This is a genomic window from Lysobacter sp. Root690 (genome assembly GCF_001427785.1).
In the GTDB taxonomy this organism is placed as follows: Bacteria; Pseudomonadota; Gammaproteobacteria; order Xanthomonadales; family Xanthomonadaceae; genus Lysobacter.
In genome coordinates this window covers 27,460-45,705 of sequence record NZ_LMHM01000013.1, presented here as the reverse complement: position 1 = coordinate 45,705, position 18,246 = coordinate 27,460, and the positions used below count along the sequence as shown (strand labels likewise).

At 66.1% G+C, this 18,246-nt stretch carries 14 protein-coding genes; 8 read left to right on the top strand and 6 right to left on the bottom strand.

What is annotated here, in order from left to right; translation table 11 throughout:
- Positions 1–225 precede the first annotated feature (225 nt).
- A complete protein-coding gene (locus ASD86_RS12245) occupies positions 226–2,592 on the bottom strand; it encodes a TonB-dependent receptor (protein WP_056110806.1) in 2,367 nt (788 codons plus the stop codon).
- 294 nt (positions 2,593–2,886) lie between these two features.
- Between ASD86_RS12245 and ASD86_RS12240 the strand changes: the two genes are divergently transcribed.
- From ASD86_RS12240 to ASD86_RS26725, 5 genes are all read left to right on the top strand, one after another.
- Entirely contained in the window at positions 2,887–4,215 is a 1,329-nt protein-coding gene (locus ASD86_RS12240) for an MFS transporter (RefSeq protein WP_056110804.1), read from the top strand.
- A gap of 76 nt (positions 4,216–4,291) precedes the next feature.
- Complete coding sequence (locus tag ASD86_RS12235; protein WP_056110803.1) at positions 4,292–5,614, top strand: dicarboxylate/amino acid:cation symporter; 1,323 nt, start codon at positions 4,292–4,294, stop codon at positions 5,612–5,614.
- A gap of 138 nt (positions 5,615–5,752) precedes the next feature.
- Entirely contained in the window at positions 5,753–6,955 is a 1,203-nt protein-coding gene (locus ASD86_RS12230) for a porin (RefSeq protein ID WP_056112631.1), read from the top strand.
- A gap of 211 nt (positions 6,956–7,166) precedes the next feature.
- Positions 7,167–9,836 (top strand): PAS-domain containing protein, encoded by a 2,670-nt coding sequence (locus ASD86_RS12225; protein ID WP_056110801.1) that lies wholly within the window; start codon positions 7,167–7,169, stop codon positions 9,834–9,836.
- A 70-nt stretch (positions 9,837–9,906) separates the two neighbouring features.
- Positions 9,907–10,107 (top strand): hypothetical protein, encoded by a 201-nt coding sequence (locus ASD86_RS26725; protein WP_157476560.1) that lies wholly within the window; start codon positions 9,907–9,909, stop codon positions 10,105–10,107.
- Positions 10,108–10,394: 287 nt separating this feature from the next.
- Here ASD86_RS26725 and ASD86_RS12220 read toward each other — a convergent pair whose 3' ends face one another.
- From ASD86_RS12220 to ASD86_RS12205, 4 genes are all read right to left on the bottom strand, one after another.
- Entirely contained in the window at positions 10,395–11,051 is a 657-nt protein-coding gene (locus tag ASD86_RS12220; RefSeq protein WP_056110799.1) for a response regulator transcription factor, read from the bottom strand.
- 299 nt (positions 11,052–11,350) lie between these two features.
- The gene (locus tag ASD86_RS12215) at positions 11,351–12,337 is read right to left on the bottom strand and encodes a malate dehydrogenase (protein ID WP_056110797.1); all 987 of its coding nucleotides are present in this window, start codon (positions 12,335–12,337) and stop codon (positions 11,351–11,353) included.
- 99 nt (positions 12,338–12,436) lie between these two features.
- Positions 12,437–12,823: a glutaredoxin domain-containing protein gene (locus ASD86_RS12210; RefSeq protein WP_056110795.1), complete on the bottom strand. Its 387-nt coding sequence runs from the start codon at positions 12,821–12,823 to the stop codon at positions 12,437–12,439.
- Positions 12,824–12,884: 61 nt separating this feature from the next.
- Entirely contained in the window at positions 12,885–14,090 is a 1,206-nt protein-coding gene (locus tag ASD86_RS12205) for a pyridoxal phosphate-dependent aminotransferase (protein WP_056110793.1), read from the bottom strand.
- Between the two features lie 397 nt (positions 14,091–14,487).
- On the opposite strand from ASD86_RS12205, the gene ASD86_RS12200 reads away from it, so the two are divergent.
- The 3 genes from ASD86_RS12200 to ASD86_RS12190 are packed head-to-tail and all read left to right on the top strand — an operon-like array spanning position 14,488 to position 17,095.
- Positions 14,488–15,246: a hypothetical protein gene (locus tag ASD86_RS12200; RefSeq protein ID WP_056110791.1), complete on the top strand. Its 759-nt coding sequence runs from the start codon at positions 14,488–14,490 to the stop codon at positions 15,244–15,246.
- A complete protein-coding gene (locus ASD86_RS12195; RefSeq protein ID WP_056110790.1) occupies positions 15,243–16,481 on the top strand; it encodes a M48 family metallopeptidase in 1,239 nt (412 codons plus the stop codon). Before ASD86_RS12200 ends, ASD86_RS12195 begins: the two co-directional genes overlap by 4 nt.
- An 11-nt stretch (positions 16,482–16,492) precedes the next feature.
- The gene (locus ASD86_RS12190) at positions 16,493–17,095 is read left to right on the top strand and encodes a hypothetical protein (RefSeq protein ID WP_056110788.1); all 603 of its coding nucleotides are present in this window, start codon (positions 16,493–16,495) and stop codon (positions 17,093–17,095) included.
- A 211-nt stretch (positions 17,096–17,306) separates the two neighbouring features.
- On the opposite strand, the gene ASD86_RS12185 is transcribed toward ASD86_RS12190, so the two are convergent.
- Complete coding sequence (locus ASD86_RS12185) at positions 17,307–17,813, bottom strand: peptidylprolyl isomerase (protein WP_056110785.1); 507 nt, start codon at positions 17,811–17,813, stop codon at positions 17,307–17,309.
- Between the last annotated feature and the right edge of the window lie 433 nt (positions 17,814–18,246).

Genomic DNA, 18,246 nt, shown 5'->3' with positions numbered 1-18,246 from the left:
TCGGTGGCGCACGGCGCACATCCATGTGCGCCGCCCTACGGGTGTGCTTTTGTTCTCGCGAGTCAGCGGCTTCGCAGCGCTGGAAGAACTGCGCGGCTTCGAGCTCGAGCCGAAGCGACATGGCCTACCTGTAGGAGCGGCGCAAGCCGCGACCGCGCAAACCCGGCCACGGCGCAGATTACGACGCGCTCGAATCACCAGTCGCGAGCTACGAACCCATCCAAATCAGAACTGCGCATCGATCGTCAAAAATACCTGCCGCGGCGCATTGGCATGAAACGCGAACGCCTTCCCCTGCGGATCCGACGCACTGAACGCCGTCAGATTGCTGGCCGTGCGCTTGTCGGTCAGATTGCTGCCATTGAGCGCAATCGACCACTGCCGCAACGGCCCCATCGGCTCGAAGGTGTAGCGCAAGGCCGCGTCGAACTGAGTCGAACCGCCGAACCCATTGTCGTTAGTGTAGGTGTAATAGCGCTTGCCGGTGTACTTGCCGCTCACGCTCGCCAACCACGGCCCGCTGCGATAGCTCAGCTCGCTCGACAGCATCTTGTCTGGCACATCGACCACGCGCTTGTCGCGGGTCTGCACGACCTTGCCGCTGTCGATGTAGTTGTCCTGATAGGTCGACTTGTTCCACGACAGCGCGTTGTACCACTCGAACTGCGCCGTGGGCTTCCAGATGAAGACCAACTCGCTGCCGAAACTGTCGACCGAGCCGACGTTGAAGAACTGGGTGACGCACTCCGGACGCGTGCCGGCTTCGATGCTCGAACACGGGTTCAACGACAGCAGGCGGTTGTCGAACTTGACCTTGTAGACGCTGAAAGAGGCCTGGTAGGTCTCGCCCACGCGACGATAGCCGGCTTCCAGAGTCTTGGACGATTCGGGCTTGAGGCTGGCCTTCTGCACGTCGAACGCGGCCTGGCCGATCGCCAGCGGACCGCCGGCGCCGCCGCCGACGAAGGCCGCGACGTTTTCGGTGTAGGCGGCGAACAGTTCCTGGCCTTCGCCGAGTTTGTAGCCGACGCCGAGCTGCGGCAGGAAGCTGTCCTTGGTTTCCAGGCGCCCGCTCGCATTGGGCACTTCCATCGCGCGCGGATCGACCTGGCGCGCGCGCATGTCGACCTGGGTGCTCTTGGCGCCGACGTCCACGGTCATGCGGCCGTCGAGCAGGCTGATGGTGTCCTGCAGATACGCCTGGCGGGTGTTGATGCGGTACTTCTGGAAGAACAGGCGACGATCGGGATCGTTGAGGAAACGGTCGTCGTTGACCGGGCCTTCGATGAAATAGAAATTGCGTTGTACGTCGTGGTGGTTGCTCTCGTACCAGAACCCGCCTTCGATGCGGTGGTTGCCGATTTCCCAGGCCAACGAACTCATCGCGCCGTAGCGGTTGATGCCGTAGTTGGTGCTGCGGATCGAGATCGGGATCGCCTTGGGCGTGTTCGGATACGAGTAATTGCCCGGCGACCACCAATGGCCTTGGCCGCGGTCGTCGTGGTAATACGCCTGTGACTTCAACGTCAGGCCTTCGCCGAGATTGAACTCGCCGGCCAGCGCGGCCAAATGGTCGGTGCGTAGCGCGCGGCTGGCGTAGTAGGCATCGTCGATGGTCGCCGCCGGGCCGCTGAAGCCGCAGCGTGGATCGCCGGCGCGGTGCTGATTAGCCGGCCACGGCTTGGGAGCGCAGTACGCGGCGGCGAGCGCGCGCTGCCAATCGGGCTTGTACAGATTCCAGTCCCAACCCGAGCCGCGCGACAGCAAACCCTTGGACAGGTAAGCGAAGTTGGCCTGACTGGTTTCGGCGCTGGACACGAACGCGCTGATCCGGTTGCCGTCGCCGAACTGATACAGCGCCTTGAGGTTGACCTGGTTCTGATCCTGATTGTCGCCGGGCTTGGACCACATGTCGGCGCTGAGCAGCGAGCCGGACAGATACATCGAGAAGCCGCCGTGATCGCCAGTGTCCAGCCGCGCATAAGTGCGGCGGGTGCTGTCGCTGCCGAAGGTCTGGGCCAGACGCAGGCCGAATTCGGTCTGCGGATCGGAGGAGAAATACTGCAAGGTGCCGCCGAGGTTGCTGGTCGAGGCGGTGCCGAGCGAGCCGATGCCCGCGGCCAGTTCCGCGCCGGCCAGGTTCTCGCCGATCAATGCGCGGCTGATGCCCAGGCCGTTGTAGTTGCCGTAGCTGTTGTCGCCGAGCGGAATGCCGTCGAGGGTGTAGCCGAGCAGGCGCTGGTTGAAGCCGCGCAGGCTGATGGTCTGCGATTCCTCGTTGGCGCCGTAGGCGTCGTTGGACTGCACCGAGATGCCCGGCAGTTTGTTGAGGATCTTCTGCGGGCTGGTGCCCGGCGCGCGCTTTTCGATATCCGCCAGTTTGACCCGCTGCACCTGGCGGGTCTCGCCCATGCCGATCACCGACACCGCGTCGAGCGTGGTCGCGTCGCGGCCCGCCGCTTCGCCTGCGGCACCGTCGAGCGCGGTCTCGGGCGCGGGCGCGGCCTCGCGCGGGTCGGCGTGAACGGCCGAGGTCGACAGCGCGGTCCAGATCGCCAGCACGAGCGCGGGCGTGGCAAGGGGGTACTTCATTGCAATCTCCGGGGGAAGTTCGGGCAAAAATCCGGAGAAGCATGGGCGGCGCAGATGACGCGCTGATGGCGAACGGGCGCGGATGAACAGCGCCCCTAACCCTAAGGTGGTATTGGTCGCCGCCGCGACCCGGACCACTATCGGCACCGAACGCAGGGACCTGCGCTTGCCTTGCCGTTGCCTGCGCATGCCGCGAGCCGTTCGTGCAAAGCATCCACGCCCGTTTCGGTGTTACCGCCAGCGCAACAACCGCTTTCGCATCTTCAGTATTCGCTGCCCAGGAGCCGCCATAACGTGAGCGCCGTCACCCTCGCCGACACCGTGCCCAGCGCCCCGAGCGTGAGCCCGGGGCAACGCCTGAAATCGATCTTCTCCGGCTCGGTCGGCAACCTGGTCGAGTACTACGACTGGTACGTCTACACCTCGTTCTCGCTGTACTTCTCGCACGTGTTCTTCCCCAGCGGCGACAAGCTCAGCCAGAACCTCAAGACCGCGGCGATCTTCGCGGTCGGCTTCCTGATGCGCCCGATCGGCGGCTGGGTGTTCGGCCGCTACGCCGATCGCCATGGCCGCAAGGCCTCGCTGATGCTGTCGGTGCAGTTGATGTGTCTGGGCTCGCTGATCATCACCCTGACCCCGGGTTACGAAACCATCGGCCTGCTCGCGCCGATCCTGCTGCTGGCCGCGCGCTTGATGCAGGGCCTGAGCGTCGGCGGCGAGTACGGCAGCTCGGCCACTTACCTGAGCGAAATGGCGTCGAGCAAGCACCGCGGCTTCTGGTCGAGCTTCCTCTACGTCACCTTGATCATGGGCCAGCTGCTCGCGGTGCTGGTGCTGGTGGTGCTGCAGCAGTTCGTGCTGACCGACGAACAACTGCGCTCGTGGGGCTGGCGCATTCCATTCGCGATCGGCGCGGTCGCCGCGGTGGTCGCGCTGTACCTGCGCCGCAACATGCACGAGACCGAATCGTTCGCCAAGCTCAAGGCCAGCGACACGCCGCAGCGCAAGGAAGGTTCGCTGCGCACCTTGATGCAGCACCCGCGCGCGGTGCTGACCGTGATCGGTCTGACCATGGGCGGCACGCTGGCGTTCTATACCTACTCCAACTACATGCTGAAGTTCCTCAGCCTGAGCGCGGGGTTCAGTGAATCAACCGCGACCCTGATCAACGCCTCGACCCTGTTCGTGTACATGCTGCTGCAGCCGCTGATCGGCGCGCTGTCGGACCGGATCGGCCGGCGCCCGCTGCTGATCGCGTTCGGCGTGCTCGGCGCGGTGCTGACGGTGCCGGTGATGCATTGGATCCGCGATGCGCAGACGCCGCTGGAAGCGTTCTTCCTGATCATGGTGCTGCTCGGCGCGGTCAGCGGCTACACCGCGATCAACGCGGTGGTGAAGGCCGAGCTGTTCCCGGTCGAAGTGCGCGCGCTCGGCGTCGGCCTGCCGTATGCGCTGACCGTCGCGCTGTTCGGCGGCACCGCCGAGATCATCGCCCTGCAGTTCAAGCAGCACGGCATGGAGAGCGGTTTCTTCTGGTACGTCAGCGCCTGCATCGCCTGTTCGCTGCTGGTCTATTTCTTCATGCCCGACACGCGCAAGCATTCGACCATCGATCGCGACTGATGCCCGTCGTCGCGCACCCGAACGCAGCTCCCTTCCCCACCCTTTTCGCCGTCGTACGAGTACAGGAATCCCGCCCATGAAGAAGTCCGGTTCGCGTTTCTACTTGTGGGTGCTGGGCGCGATCGTGCTCGGCGGCGTGTTCGGGCACTTCTTCCCGGACATCGCGGTCAAGCTCAAGCCGCTCGGCGACGGGTTCATCTCGCTGATCAAGATGTTGATCGCGCCGATCATCTTCCTGACCGTGGTGCTCGGCATCGCCGGCGTGTCCGACGTGAAGAAGGTCGGCCGGGTCGGGGTCAAGGCGATCGTGTATTTCGAAGTGGTTTCGACCATCGCCCTGGTGATCGGCCTGGTGGTGGTCAACACGCTCAAGCCCGGCGCCGGTTTCAACGTCGACCCGGCCACGCTCGACGCCAGCGCGGTGGAGAAATACGCCGCCGCGGCCAAGGACCAGAGCACCGTCGATTTCATCCTGCACATCATCCCCAAGACCTTCACCGATGCCTTCACCGGCAACGGCGATCTGCTGCAGGTGCTGCTGATGGCGGTGCTGTTCGGCTTCGCCCTGCTGCACATGGGCAAGAGCGGCGAGAAGGTGATGGACCTGCTCGAAGCGGTGTCGAAGGTGTTCTTCGGCATGATGAGCATGATCATGAAGCTCGCGCCGATCGGCGCCGGCGCGGCGATGGCCTTCACCATCGGCAAGTACGGCGTGGATTCGCTCGGCCCGCTGGCCAAGCTGATGGGCAGCTTCTACCTGACCTGCGCGCTGTTCATCCTGATCGTGCTCGGCACGATCGCGCACTTCACCGGTTTCAGCATCCTGCGCTTCATCCGCTACATCCGCGACGAACTGCTGCTGGTGCTGGGCACCTCGTCGTCGGAATCGGCGCTGGTGCCGCTGATGCGCAAGCTCGAACGCCTGGGCTGCTCCAAGTCGGTGGTGGGTCTGGTCGTGCCCAGCGGTTATTCGTTCAATCTCGACGGCACCAACATCTACCTGACGATGGCGACGATCTTCGTCGCCCAGGCGCTCGGCGTCGATCTGACCCTGACCCAGGAACTGACCCTGCTGATGGTGGCGATGCTGACCTCCAAGGGCGCCTCGGGCGTCACCGGCGCGGGCTTCATCACGTTGGCGGCGACCTTGACCGTGGTGCCGTCGGTGCCGGTCGCGGGCTTGGCCCTGATCCTCGGCATCGATCGATTCATGAGCGAAGCGCGCGCGCTGACCAACTTCATCGGCAACGGCGTGGCGACGATCGTGGTCGCGCGCTGGGAGAACGAGCTTGACCGCGACAAGCTCAATCACGAACTGGCCAATCCGCCGAGCGCGACCGATCTCGACGACGATCTGCCGTCGGATCACCACGGGCCATTGGCCGAGAAAGCCGCCTGATCTAGCGCCGCCGCAGCTTCGCCGGGCGGTTTGATCAGCCCGGCTCATCCAACCTGATCACCACGAGCCGGGCGCGCTGCGCCCGGCGCGGTTTCCTGCTGCCAGGACGGCGGTCACGACCTGGAGTTCCGACCGATGATCCGTATCGACCGCCTCGCCTTCGCCCTGTCCGCCGCGATCCTGGCCGCCACGCTGCCGTGTAGCGCGCTGGCCGCCAATTTCGACGATTGGCCGACCAAATACACCTTCGACGACGGCACCGAGATTTCCGGCACCGCCAACGTCGCTTACGACGTGGTCGATTTCTCCGGCGACAACGGCTACGGCACCGCCGCGACCGCGTTGTCCGACGACGGCCATTTCCGTCGCCGCGAGTTCGGCGTGAACCTGAAGAAAAAGGACGTGTACGACTTCACCGCGGTGTTCGATTTCGAAGCCAAGGTCTGGCTCGACGTCGCCCTGCGCATGGAGACCAAGGCCTTGTTCGGCGCCGACTACGGCAAGCTGCGCGTGGGTTACTTCAAGACCCCGGTCAGCATGGAGAGCGTGGCGGCGTCGCGCAGCGGCAGCATGATCGAATTGTCGGCGGCGTCGCAGGCGATCTATCAGGCCCGCCGCACCGGCGTGGAATGGTCGATGGAGCGGCCGCGTTACGCGGTCAGCGCGGCGTATTTCTTCGGTCACGACCTGCAGGGCGACAACCCCGGCACCACCGCGGCCGGACGCGCGGTGTGGACGCCGGTCAAGGACAAGGATCATGTCGTGCATCTGGGCCTGACCGCATCGGTCGAAAACCCGCACGGTTTCACCGATGGACGCGGCGCGTATTTCGGCCCGTCCACCCGCTTCCGCGCGCGGCCGATGAACGGCCTGACCGCGGTGCGGCTGGTCGATTCGGGCAGCCTGCGCAACACCGACAAGGTGCTGCGCAACGGCCTGGAAGCGCTTTGGATCGACGGACCGTGGTCGGTGCAGGCCGAGTATCTGCGCGCCACGGCGCAACGCGAAAACGGCGCGCGCGATTTCACCGCCGACGGTTACTACGTCACCGGCAGTTGGGTGCTGACCGGCGAAACCCGGCCTTACACCGGCAACAACGTCGCCAATATCAAACCGGCGCATGGTTATGGCGCGGTCGAACTGCTCGCGCGCTACGGCGAGCTCGATCTAGACGATGACGGCATCGCCGGTGGCCGGCAGCGCGATCTGACCTTGGGCGTGAACTGGTACCTGACCACGCATTTCAAATTCCAGGCGAACTGGGTGCAGGTCAAGGCGGACAAGGGGCTGTTGTCGGGGGATCCGGATGTGATGGAAGTTCGGGCGCAGTTGCAGTTTTGAGGGCTGGGAATCGGGAATGGGGAATCGGGAGTCGTAAAAGCGGCAGTCCGCGGGCGCTTTGACTTTGCGCCTTCGGGTCGCGACGATGGCTTACGCATCACGACGCCGGTATTCCGGGGTAATCGTCGCCTGCCATCCCAACGCACCTGACCGATCGCGTCGCTCGCGCTTTTCCAATTCCCGATTCCCCATTCCCGATTCCCGCCGCCCATTGATCCCCCACCGCCGCCAGCTGCAAACCGCCCTGTGGATCGCCCTGATCGCGATCGGCGTGGCGCTGTCGATGCTGATCGCCGGACGCATCGCGTATTCGCAGGCGCTGCAACGCCAGGCCGGCGAAGCGCGCGCGTTGCTGGCCCAGCGCGCGCAGGTGATCGAGCAGCACATCGACCGGTATCGGATCATGCCGGCGGTGTTGTCGCTGGATCCGCAACTGCGCGCGACGCTCGCCTATCCCGACGACCGCACTCAGCGCCAGCGCGCCAACGAGCGCCTGGTCCAGCTCAATTTCGCCAACCGCACCAGCACCCTGACCCTGATCGACAGCAAGGGCATCGGCATCGCCGCGAGCAACTGGGACCTGCCCAACAGCAACGTCGGTCAGTCGTATGCGTTCCGCCCGTATTTCCAGAAGGCGATGAGCGATGGTGCCGGCGAGTTCTACGCGATCGGCGTTACCACGCATGTGCCGGGCCACTTCATCGCCCGCGCGATCCACGACGAACGCGGCGGCGCGGTCGGCGCGGTCGCGGTCAAGGTCGAACTCGAAGACATCCGCTCGGACTGGAGCGGTCGGGGCGATCTGGTCCTGCTCAGCGACGCCAGCGGCGTGGTGTTCCTGACCGCGCAGCCGCAGTGGCGCTATCGCCTGCTGCGCACGCCGACGCCGGCGCAGAACCTGCAACTGCAAAGCACCCGGCAATACCAGGGACAAACCCTGCGACCGGCCACGGTCCGGGTCGAACGCGAAGTCGGCGACGGCGCGCGCGTGGTGCGCCTGCGCGATCCGCTGATGCGCGAACCGATGCTGTGGCAATCGCTGCATCTGCCGCGCGAAGACTGGACCTTGCATCTGCTGCGCGATACCACGCCGAGCATCCGTACCGCTTGGATCGCCCGCGCGGTCGCTGCCGGTGCGTGGCTGCTGCTGGTCTCGGTCGTGCTGCTGCTGATGCAACGCAACCGCATCGCCGCGCTGCGGCTGCGCAGCCGGCAGGAACTGGAGAAGATGGTCGAGCATCACGCCGAAGCCTTGCGCAACGCGCAGGATGGCGTGGTCCAGGCGGCGCGGCAGGCGAGCCTGGGCGAAGGCCACAGCCTGGAGCATCTGCCGCAGGGCGTCAGCGTGGTCGATGCTGAGTTGCGCCTGGTCGCGTGGAATCAGCGCTATGCCGAACTGTTCCGTTATCCGCCCGACTTGCTGCAGGTCGGCCGCCCGATCGAAGACCTGATCCGCTACAACGCGCGCCGCGGCCTGCTCGGCAGCGATCCCGAAGACGCGATCCGTCGCCGCCTGGATCATCTGCAGCGCGGCCAGCCGTATCTGCACGAACGCGAGCGGCCCGATGGCACGGTGATCGAGATCCGCGGCAATCCCATGCCCGATGGCGGCTTCGTCACCAGTTACGCCGACATCACCGCGTACAAGCAGGCCGCGCGCGATCTGCGCACGCTCGCCGACAGCCTGGAGCGCGGGATCGAGCAACGCACCAGCGACCTGCAAAGCGCGAAGGGCGAAGCCGAGCGCGCCAACCGCTCCAAGACCCGCTTCGTCGCCGCCGCAGTCCACGACCTGCTGCAGCCGTTGAATGCGGCGCGCATGTACCTGTCGTCGCTGCGCCGGCGCGTCGATGCCGAAGGCCGCGAGCTGACCGACCACATCGAGGCCGCGCTGGCCGCGCAGGACGACATTCTGTCGAGCCTGCTGGATATTTCTCGGCTCGAGTCGGGCGCGCTGGAAGTCAAACGCGGCGCGCTGCCGCTGGCGCGCGTGCTGAGCGCGATCGAAAGCCAGTTCCGCATCCTGGCCGAATCGCGCGGCCTGCATCTGCATTGCCTGCCCTGCAGCGCGATCGTCGACAGCGATGAAGTGTTGCTGCGCCGGATCGTGCAGAACTTTCTTTCCAACGCGATGCAGTTCACCCCGCGCGACGGCCGCATCGTGCTCGGCGCGCGACGCTTGCACGATGGCGTGCGCATCGAGGTGTGGGACACCGGGCCGGGCATCGCGCCGAACAAGCGCGAACTGATCTTCGAGGAATTCCAGCGCCTGGACACCGGCGTGGAAGCGCCGCAGCGCGGCGCCGGCCTGGGATTGGCGATCGTGCGGCGAGTCGCGCTGTTGCTCGACCATCGCATCGGCCTGCGTTCGTGGCCAGGACGCGGCAGCGTGTTTTCGGTCGAGGTGCCGTATACAAGCGTGGCGGTCGACGATGCCGCAGCGAGCCCGCTGGCGGCGACGCAGGACGCCTCCCTGGTCAGTATCGATCGCGATCAAGACTCGCCGCTTTACGGGCGTCAGGTGTGGGTGGTCGACGACGACCCGCATTCGCGTCAGGCCGCGCAGCGCCTGCTCGAAGATTGGGGTTGCCGGATCGAGACCGCCGCGACCGCGGCCTGCGCGCTGACCCACGCTGATCACTTGCCGATGCCGGAGCTGTTGTTGCTCGATTACCGATTGGGCGAGAGCACCGGCTTCGAATTGGGCACGCAGTTGGAAGCCAAATGGAAACGCATGCCGCCGGTGGTGTTGATGTCGGCCGATGCCGATCCCGGGCTGCGTACGCGCGCTAGCGAGCGTGGGTGGAGTTTTCTGCCGAAGCCGCTGAAGCCGGCGGCGTTGCGGGCGTTGGTTACGCGGATGGTGATGCGCGGGGGTTGAGGCTCAGGCCGATACGGCGCGAATTTGTGTTCTTCGCGTCGTGGTTGTGTAGCGCGCGGATGCGATGTCGATGGGCGATCTGCTGGCACCGGGCGTTTTCCGCGTCGTGGCTGGTAAAGCAAAAGCGAATCCCCCTACCCCCCTTTTACAAAGGGGGGAACAGCAACGGCGACAGCGAAGGAACTACATTGGCGAGAAGCAGTTGCTGAAATCGGCGCTTACTTTCGAGTTGGCAGTTAAAAACAGCGTCGACTTTCGAAGTCATCGCTGAAGTCGGCGCTCACTTTCGAAGCTGCGGCTGAAATCGGCGCCCACTTTCGAAGTCGCAGCTGAAAACGGAGCCCACCTTTGAAGTCGCGGCTGAAATCGGTGTCCACTTTGGAAAAGGGGGCGAGCGCCCGGCGTGGTTCGATCCTGGGTGGCTATCGGTGCGCGGGGGATTCGCTGTTCGCATCAGACGATGCAAAAGTCGCACTCCGGGCCGTCTTCATTGAGAGCGACGATTGAGAGAGCTTGCCAACAGCGATACATCGACCTCGACCGCCGCGCGGCAACCCCTTAGCCGTGCAACCCAGCCGCATCGTCTTCCAGCGACAACCCCTTCACCAACACCGCCGCCTGCGTGCGCGAATGGCAACCGAGTTTGCGCAGGATCGCGGTGACGTGGATCTTGACCGTGTTCTCGGCCAGCGACAGTTCGTAGGCGATCTGCTTGTTGAGCAGGCCGTCGGCCAGCCGCAACAGCACCCGCATCTGCTGCGGAGTGAGCTGGGCCAGGCGATCGGCGAGTTGCGCGTCGCCTTCGTCGCGCTCGACCTGCTGCGGCGGAAACCAGATGTTGCCTGCGAGCACCGCCTCGACCGCTTCGGCCAGCACCGTCGACGGCGCCGACTTGGGCACGAAGCCCGAGGCGCCGAACTGCTGCGCACGGCGGATCGTGCGCGGGTGTTCGTTCGAGGAAATGATCACTACCGGCAGCTCGGGACGTTCGCCGCGCGCGTACACCAGCGAGGAGAAACCCATCGCACCGGGCATCATCAGGTCGAGCATGGCCAGGTCGAATTCCTCGCCGCTGGCGATCGCCGCCTCCAGCGCGCTCTGGCTGGACACCTCGACCATCGCCGCGCCGGGCGCGATCTCGCCCAGCGCGAAGCGCAACGCCGCCCGGAACATCGGGTGGTCGTCGGCGATCAGGATGCGCAGGGTGTCGCTCATCGGATAGGTCCGCTCGGATTCACAGCGGGGTCGATGCTACACGGTCGCGGGGATGGGGCGCCGGGGTTGATCCCGGTAGGCGCCCATCGCTTATGCCATCGCGCCGACAGTTCCTGCTCTTGCTACTGCTCCCTCTCCCGCCCGCGGNTCGAGGACAAGGAGCTCGCGTCGCAGCCAAGATTCGCGAGCCCTCATCCGGCCCTGCGGGCCACCTTCTCCCGTAAACGGGAGAAGGACTCGCCCACAAAAAAACGGGGCGGCCGAAGCCGCCCCGTTCATCCATCACATCGCGCGATCGATCAGCCCAGCAGATGCGCCACGCCGGCGCGCTCTTCCTCGAGCTCGGCCAGGGTCTTGTCCATCGCGGCGCGGCTGAACGCGTCCACTTCCAGACCTTCCACGCGCTTGTACTCGCCGTTCTCGGTGATCACCGGCACGCCGTACATCACCGTCTCCGGGATGCCGTAGCTGCCGTCGGACGGCACGCCCATGGTCACCCACTTGCCGTTGCTGCCGAGCACCCAGTCGCGCACGTGGTCGATGGCGGCATTGGCCGCCGACGCCGCCGAGGACAGGCCGCGTGCTTCGATGATCGCCGCGCCGCGCTTGCCGACCTGCGGGATGAAGGTGTTCGCGTTCCAGTCGGCGTCGTTGATCTTGTCCTTCAGCGACTGGCCGTTGACCGTGGCGAAGCGGTAGTCCGGGTACATGGTCGGGCTGTGGTTGCCCCACACCACCAGGCTTTCGATGTCGCCCACGGCCACGCCGGCCTTCGCGGCGAGCTGGCTCAGCGCGCGGTTGTGGTCCAGGCGCAGCATCGCGGTGAAGTTCTTGGCCGGCAGGTCCGGCGCCGACTTCATCGCGATGTAGGCGTTGGTGTTGGCCGGGTTGCCGACCACCAGCACCTTGACGTTGCGCGAAGCGACCTTGTTCAACGCCGCGCCCTGCGCGGTGAAGATCTTGGCGTTTTCCAGCAGCAGGTCCTTGCGCTCCATGCCCGGGCCGCGCGGACGCGCGCCGACCAGCAGGGCCACGTCGGCGTCCTTGAACGCGACTTCGGCGTCGTCGGTGCCGACCACGCCGGCCAGCAGCGGGAACGCGCAGTCTTCCAGCTCCATGATCACGCCCTTGAGCGCGGCCTGGGCCTTCTCCAGCGGCAGTTCCAGCAACTGCAGGATGACGGGCTGATCCTTGCCGAGCATTTCGCCGGAAGCGATGCGGAACAGCAGCGAGTAGCCGATCTGGCCGGCAGCACCGGTGACGGCAACGCGGACGGGGGTCTTCATCGGGGTCTTTCCTTCACGAGTGAACGGTATGGCGGGCACGCGGCCCGCAGGGTTGATTGGAAACCGCGCGCGGCCTGCGCCGCGCGCCGGGGAGTTCGCTTACAGGCGGTAGCCGAGCGGCTCCATCCGGTCCTTGATCTCGTCCATGTTGTAACCGTAGACGATGTCCTGACCGATGATGGTGACCGGCACGCCGCGCGCGCCGACGGCCTCCATCGCGCGCTGGCCGGCTTCGGTGTCGATGTCGATCAGGCTGTAGCGCACGTTCGCCAATTCGAAATCCTTGCGCAGTTTTTCGCAGTAGCCGCACCAGTCCGCGGCCAACATCACGATGCGCTTGTCGCCGGTGGTATGGCGCGGATCGTCGGGCTTGAGTTCGGCCGGACGCGAGGCGAACAGATCGAAGCCGTTCGCCTTGATCAGCTTGACTCCGCCGATGCCGACGGCGGCGGCCAGGGCGATCCAGAGCACGGTGGTAACACGCATGTCGAATTCCTTGTCTCTACGATCGCCGTGACGGACCGGTTGCCATGATTCCGCGCCGGGCTCAGGCGAGCTCGGCGAAGAATTCCTGGAACCGCTGCAGACCCGGCGCCAGCTGCGGCGTCGGACAGGTGTAGCTGATACGCAGCGCGCGCGGCTCGCCGAACGCCGAGCCCGGCACGCAGGCCACGCCCTTGGTTTCCAGCAGCGCGTTGCAGAAGTCCATGTCGTTTTCGATCTTCAGTCCGCTCGGCGCATGGGTCTTGCCGAACGCGACGCTGATGTCCGGGAACACGTAGAACGCGCCCTGCGGACGCGGGCAGATCACGCCCGGAATCGCGTTCATCACGTCCATGACCTGATCGCGCTTGGCCTGGAACTCGGCGCAGCGCGCGGTCGGCACGTCCTGCGGACCCGACAGCGCGGCCACGGCGGCGGCGGTGACGATTTCCGGGATGTTGGTGATGTGGTTGGAGTTCATCGTGGTCACGGCCTGCGCCACCACTTCCGGACCGGCCATGAAGCCCACCCGCCAACCCGGCATGCCGTAGGTCTTGGACAGCGAGTCGATGAAGATCACCCGGTCGCGCAACTCGGGCCGCGCATGCACGAAGTTGTGATAGCCCAGGCCGTCGAACACCATGCGGTTGTAGATGTCGTCGGTGATGACCCAGGTGTCCGGGTACTTGGCGACGACGTCGGCCAGCGCATCGATCTCTTCCTTCCCGTACACCATGCCGGTCGGGTTGGAGGGATTGTTGAACAGGAACACGCGCGGCTTCTTCGCCAGCGCGGCGTCGAGCTGTTCGGGCGTGAGCTTGTAGTCCTGCGAGGCCGGGCACGGCAGCAGGTCGATCTTGGCGTTGACGATCTCGGCGATGTCGAGATAGCTGGTCCAGTACGGGGTCGGGAAGACGATGGTGTCGCCTTCGTCCAACAGCGCCTCGGCGATGTTGTAGATCACGTGTTTGGCGCCGATGCCGGTGGCGCAGTTGACCCGGCCGTAACCGCTCAGGCCGATCTTGCTCATGTGCTCGATGAACGCGTCCAGCAGCGCATCGGCGCCGCGGTTGCTGCCGTACTGGCCGCTGTCCTTGGCCAGGGCTTCGCGCACGGCGGCGTAGACGTGATCGCCGGGCAGGAAGTTGGGAACGCCGATCGAGAAGCTGATGATGTCGCGACCTTCGGCCTTGAGCCGCTTGGCCTTTTCGGCAACCTGCATGATCGCGCTGGGCTTGGCGCGACCGATGCGCCGGGCGAGCTGGGGCATCGTGAGAACCTCGTGGGGATGGCTCGTGGGGTGATGTACGACGGAGCGTGTGCGGGACAGATGCGTGGGCCGAACGGCCGTGACGCCGCGGCGATCGCTGCCGGAATCGCATCCCCGACGGCGCGGGAATGGCCGAAAACTACCGCCGGAACCACGGGTTCGAGCCGCAAAATGGTAGCACAGCGACGGCGTCGGACCGGTTTCGCCGCGCGCCGCCGAGCCGCCGCCACCTGCCCGGACCCGGGCGTTCGCCGTGCCCGATCCGCCACCGCGCCTTGCATATCCTGTCACTTGAAAACGTGTACGGGTTTGCGTTTTAGTATCGCGGGGATTCGCGCCGGCTCGGCCGCGCGAACGGCAACACCAACGCGGGACCATCGGCACCAGGGGGCCGGTCATGAATCGAATCAAGCAAGCGCTGACGGGCGCGGTCGTAGTGCTGTGCCTGAGCGGCCTGCCGCTGCCGGCGGCCCATGCGCAGACCCGCACCGCGACCGACACCAGCGGTCATCAGCTCAAGGTCGACGGCACCGTGGTGCTGATCGAGCCGGACATCGAACTGAGCCTGATCACCGCCGGCGGCCTCAACGAGCCGCGCAAGGAATGGTCCGACAACGCGCGCAAGCTGTACCCGCGGGCCGTGCACGACCTGCTCGGCGGCGCCAAGACCCAGCGCAAGGACGATTACGACGTTCCCGACGACCTCGATCCGAACTCGCGCCTGGGCCAGGTCATGCGCCTGAATCAGGCGGTCGCGCTGAGCATCGCCCAGTACTCGCAGGCCGGTAACAACGCCCTGGCGACCAAGAAAGACCCGAAGACCAACAAGCCGCGTCTGGACTGGACCCTCGGCCCGGGCGTGACCGAACTGCGCGAGGCGACCGGCGCCGATTACGGCCTGTTCACCTACGTCCGCGATTCGTACGCCAGCGGCGGCCGCAAGGCCGTGCGGATGCTGGCGATGATCACCGGCGCGGCCCTGGGCGCGTACGTCGACGTCGGCGGCGGCAGCCAGATCGGCGTGGCCACCCTGGTCGACCTGCGCACCGGCCAGGTGGTGTGGTTCAACTTGATGGCCAAGCAAAGCGGCGACCTGCGCGACGAGAAAGGCGCCAAGGGCACGGTCGCGAGCATGTTGAAGGACATTCCGCTGTGAGCGCCGCGCCGGTTTCCCCGGCGCGCGCGACCGCGGCCCGCGGCCGGATCCGATTCCCGATCGCCGCGGCCGTCGCGCTGGCGACAACGCTGGCGGCGCTGCCCGCGCCGTCGGCCGCGGCCGAAACCGCGCCGATGCCGCTGCAACCGGGCGAGCGGCCGGCCGTCAACAGCACCGAGGCCGAGCTGTGGTACGGCATGGACCAGGCCGAGCGCGACCTCAAGACCGCGCCGATCCTGGTCCGCGACCCGGCCCTGAACGCCTACGTCCACGGCGTCGCCTGCCGGGTCGCCGGGCCGCATTGCCAGGACCTGCGCGTCTATATCGTCGACGTGCCGGTGTTCAACGCCTCGATGGCGCCCAACGGCGCGATGCTGGTGTTCACCGGCGCGCTGCTGCGCATGCAGGACGAATCCGAGCTGGCGCTGGTCCTGGGCCACGAGTTCGCCCACTACCAACAGCGCCACAGCCTGCGTTACTGGACCAAGGCCAAGGGCACGACCGCGTTCATGGCCAGCTTCGGCGCGATTCCGGGTTTGAACCTGGTCGCGCTGGCCGCTTCGATCGGCGGCCTGGCCAACGTCAGCAAGTTCTCCCGCGACATGGAACGCGAGGCCGACCGCATCGGCTACGGCCATGCCCTGGGCCAGGGCTACGACCCCAAGGCCGGCGCCGAAGTGTGGGGACGGATGCTGCGCGAGGAAAAATCCAGCAAGGCGCGCAAGCCCTGGCCGGTGTTCGCCAGCCATCCGAACACCGCCGAGCGGCTGGAAGACACCGCCGCCGCGGCCAAGACCCACGCGCAGACGCCGCACCAGATCGGCCGCGAGGCTTATCAGGCGGCGATGCGGCCGTTCCTGGACCGCTGGCTGGCGGCGGAGCTGTCGCGCCGCACCTACGACACCTCGATCCAGGTGATCGGCGATCTCAAGCAGGAAGCGCAGACCGCCGCCGACCTGGGCAGCCAGGGCCTGTACGCGTTCTATCTGGCCGAGGCCTATCGCCGGCGCGGCAAGAACGACGATCGCGAGCAAGCCGCCAGACTCGTCGCCGAAGCGGTGACCCATGACGACGCGCCGCCGGCGGCATGGCGCGAGTACGGCTACGTGCTGCGCGATCGCAAGGAACCCAAGCCGGCCGCCGACGCGTTCCGGCGTTATCTCGCCGCCGCGCCGAGCGCGGACGAACGCAGTTTCATCGAAAAAACCATCGCCGATCTGGAGAGTGCGCAGTGAATGCCCGTGTCGTGAACCTACCCATTCGCAACGTCCGCGCCGCGCGCCTGATGTTGCTGGCCGCCGCGCTGGCGATGCTCGCGCTGACCGGCTGCGCCACCAATACCCTGCAGCGCAAGGGCGCGGCGACGGTGTTCGATCTGCGTCTGGACAGCGAATTGGACTGGGCGCGCATCAAGGGCGCGCGCCAGGAGCTGTGGACGATCGATGGCAGCAAGCTCAATCAACTGCGGATCTATTCGGGCGTGAAGCCGAATGAGCACGTATTCATGGCGCGCAAGGAAAAAGCCTCCAAGCCCGACGGCCCCTGGTTCCGCGGCGGCATGCGCGCCGACGAGTTGCGCGACCTGATCCTGGACGGCCTGCGCGAGGAAGGCGCGGTCAACGTCAGCGGCAGCCAACTGCGTCCGCAGCGTTTCAGCAACGTCGACGGGGTGCGTTTCGACTTCGCCATGACCGATGCCGGCGGCTTGAACTACAAGGGCACGGCAGCTGCGGTCGAACGCGACGGCAAGCTGACCGCGCTGGTGTGGCTGGCGCCGGGCGAGCATTACCACGACCGCGACGTGGTCGCGGTCAATCGCATGCTCGACGGGATGCAGTTCGCGCAGTGAGTGCGATGCGCGCGGGCGGACAATCCGTCCGACGCTTGCGCGGTGAACGGGGGGCGGCGTGCGGGTCTTTGGCGCTCGCATCGTCGCGCCGAAACCGGCGATCGCGGCTCGCGCGGGCAGCGCCCGAAAACGAAATAAAAAAAAGACGGCCGCGAGGCCGTCTTTTTCGTTCGTCCGCGGCCTCCGGTCGGCGCGCCGCGGACGGCAACCCTTACGGGCGCTTGTTTTCGTCGAGAATCTTGTTCCAGTCGGCCACGCGATCGGCCTTGGCGGCCAGCACCGCGGCGGTGTCGCCCTCGATCTTGATCGAGTTGATCGCATCGCCCTGCTTGATCGTGTCGACGATCTCCTGGCCCTCGAGCACCTTGCCGAACACGGTGTGCTTGCCGTCCAGCCAGTCGCACACGACGTGGGTGATGAAGAACTGGCTGCCGTTGGTGCCCGGGCCGGCATTGGCCATCGACAGCACGCCGCGCTGGTGGCTCAGGCCGTTGCGGGTCTCGTCCTCGAACCGGTAGCCCGGGCCGCCGGTGCCGGTGCCCTGCGGGCAGCCGCCCTGAACCATGAAGTTCGGGATCACGCGATGGAAGGCCAGGCCGTCGTAGAAGCCGCGCTGGGCCAGGTTGACGAAGTTGGCGACGGTCAGCGGCGCCTTGTCGGCGGCGAGTTCGACGCGGATCGGGCCGCGCGAGGTGTCGAAGGTGGCGATCAGGCTCATGCAACGCACTCCAGGTGTAGCGATGGGGATGGGGAAATGTGGCTCGCTCGCCGACATGGCGACTGTCGAGGCAATCCACAATGGTACCGAAGCGAAAAAGCAGCCGCCCAACCGAAGCCGCGCAGCCGGCGCGGGTCGCGGCCGCCCAGGGCTGGCTGAACGCCGCCGTCCAAAGCCGACCCCGCGCAGTGCCCCGGGACGGTCCCGTGCCGGGCCGTTCTGCGGCGCCCGGCCGGAAACGGCAGGGTCCCCCGAAACGGCCGGGCGGCTGGATCGGTCGGGCCTCGGGGCCACTGACCTGCGCCGAACTAACACAAGAAACCGTTTTCACAGGCATTGCCGTCGCATAACGCCATCCAAATATGAATAGGCCCCGCCACGGCAGGCACTTGCCACCTTTGACCGGTATAATGGCCGGCTATCTTCCTCAGCT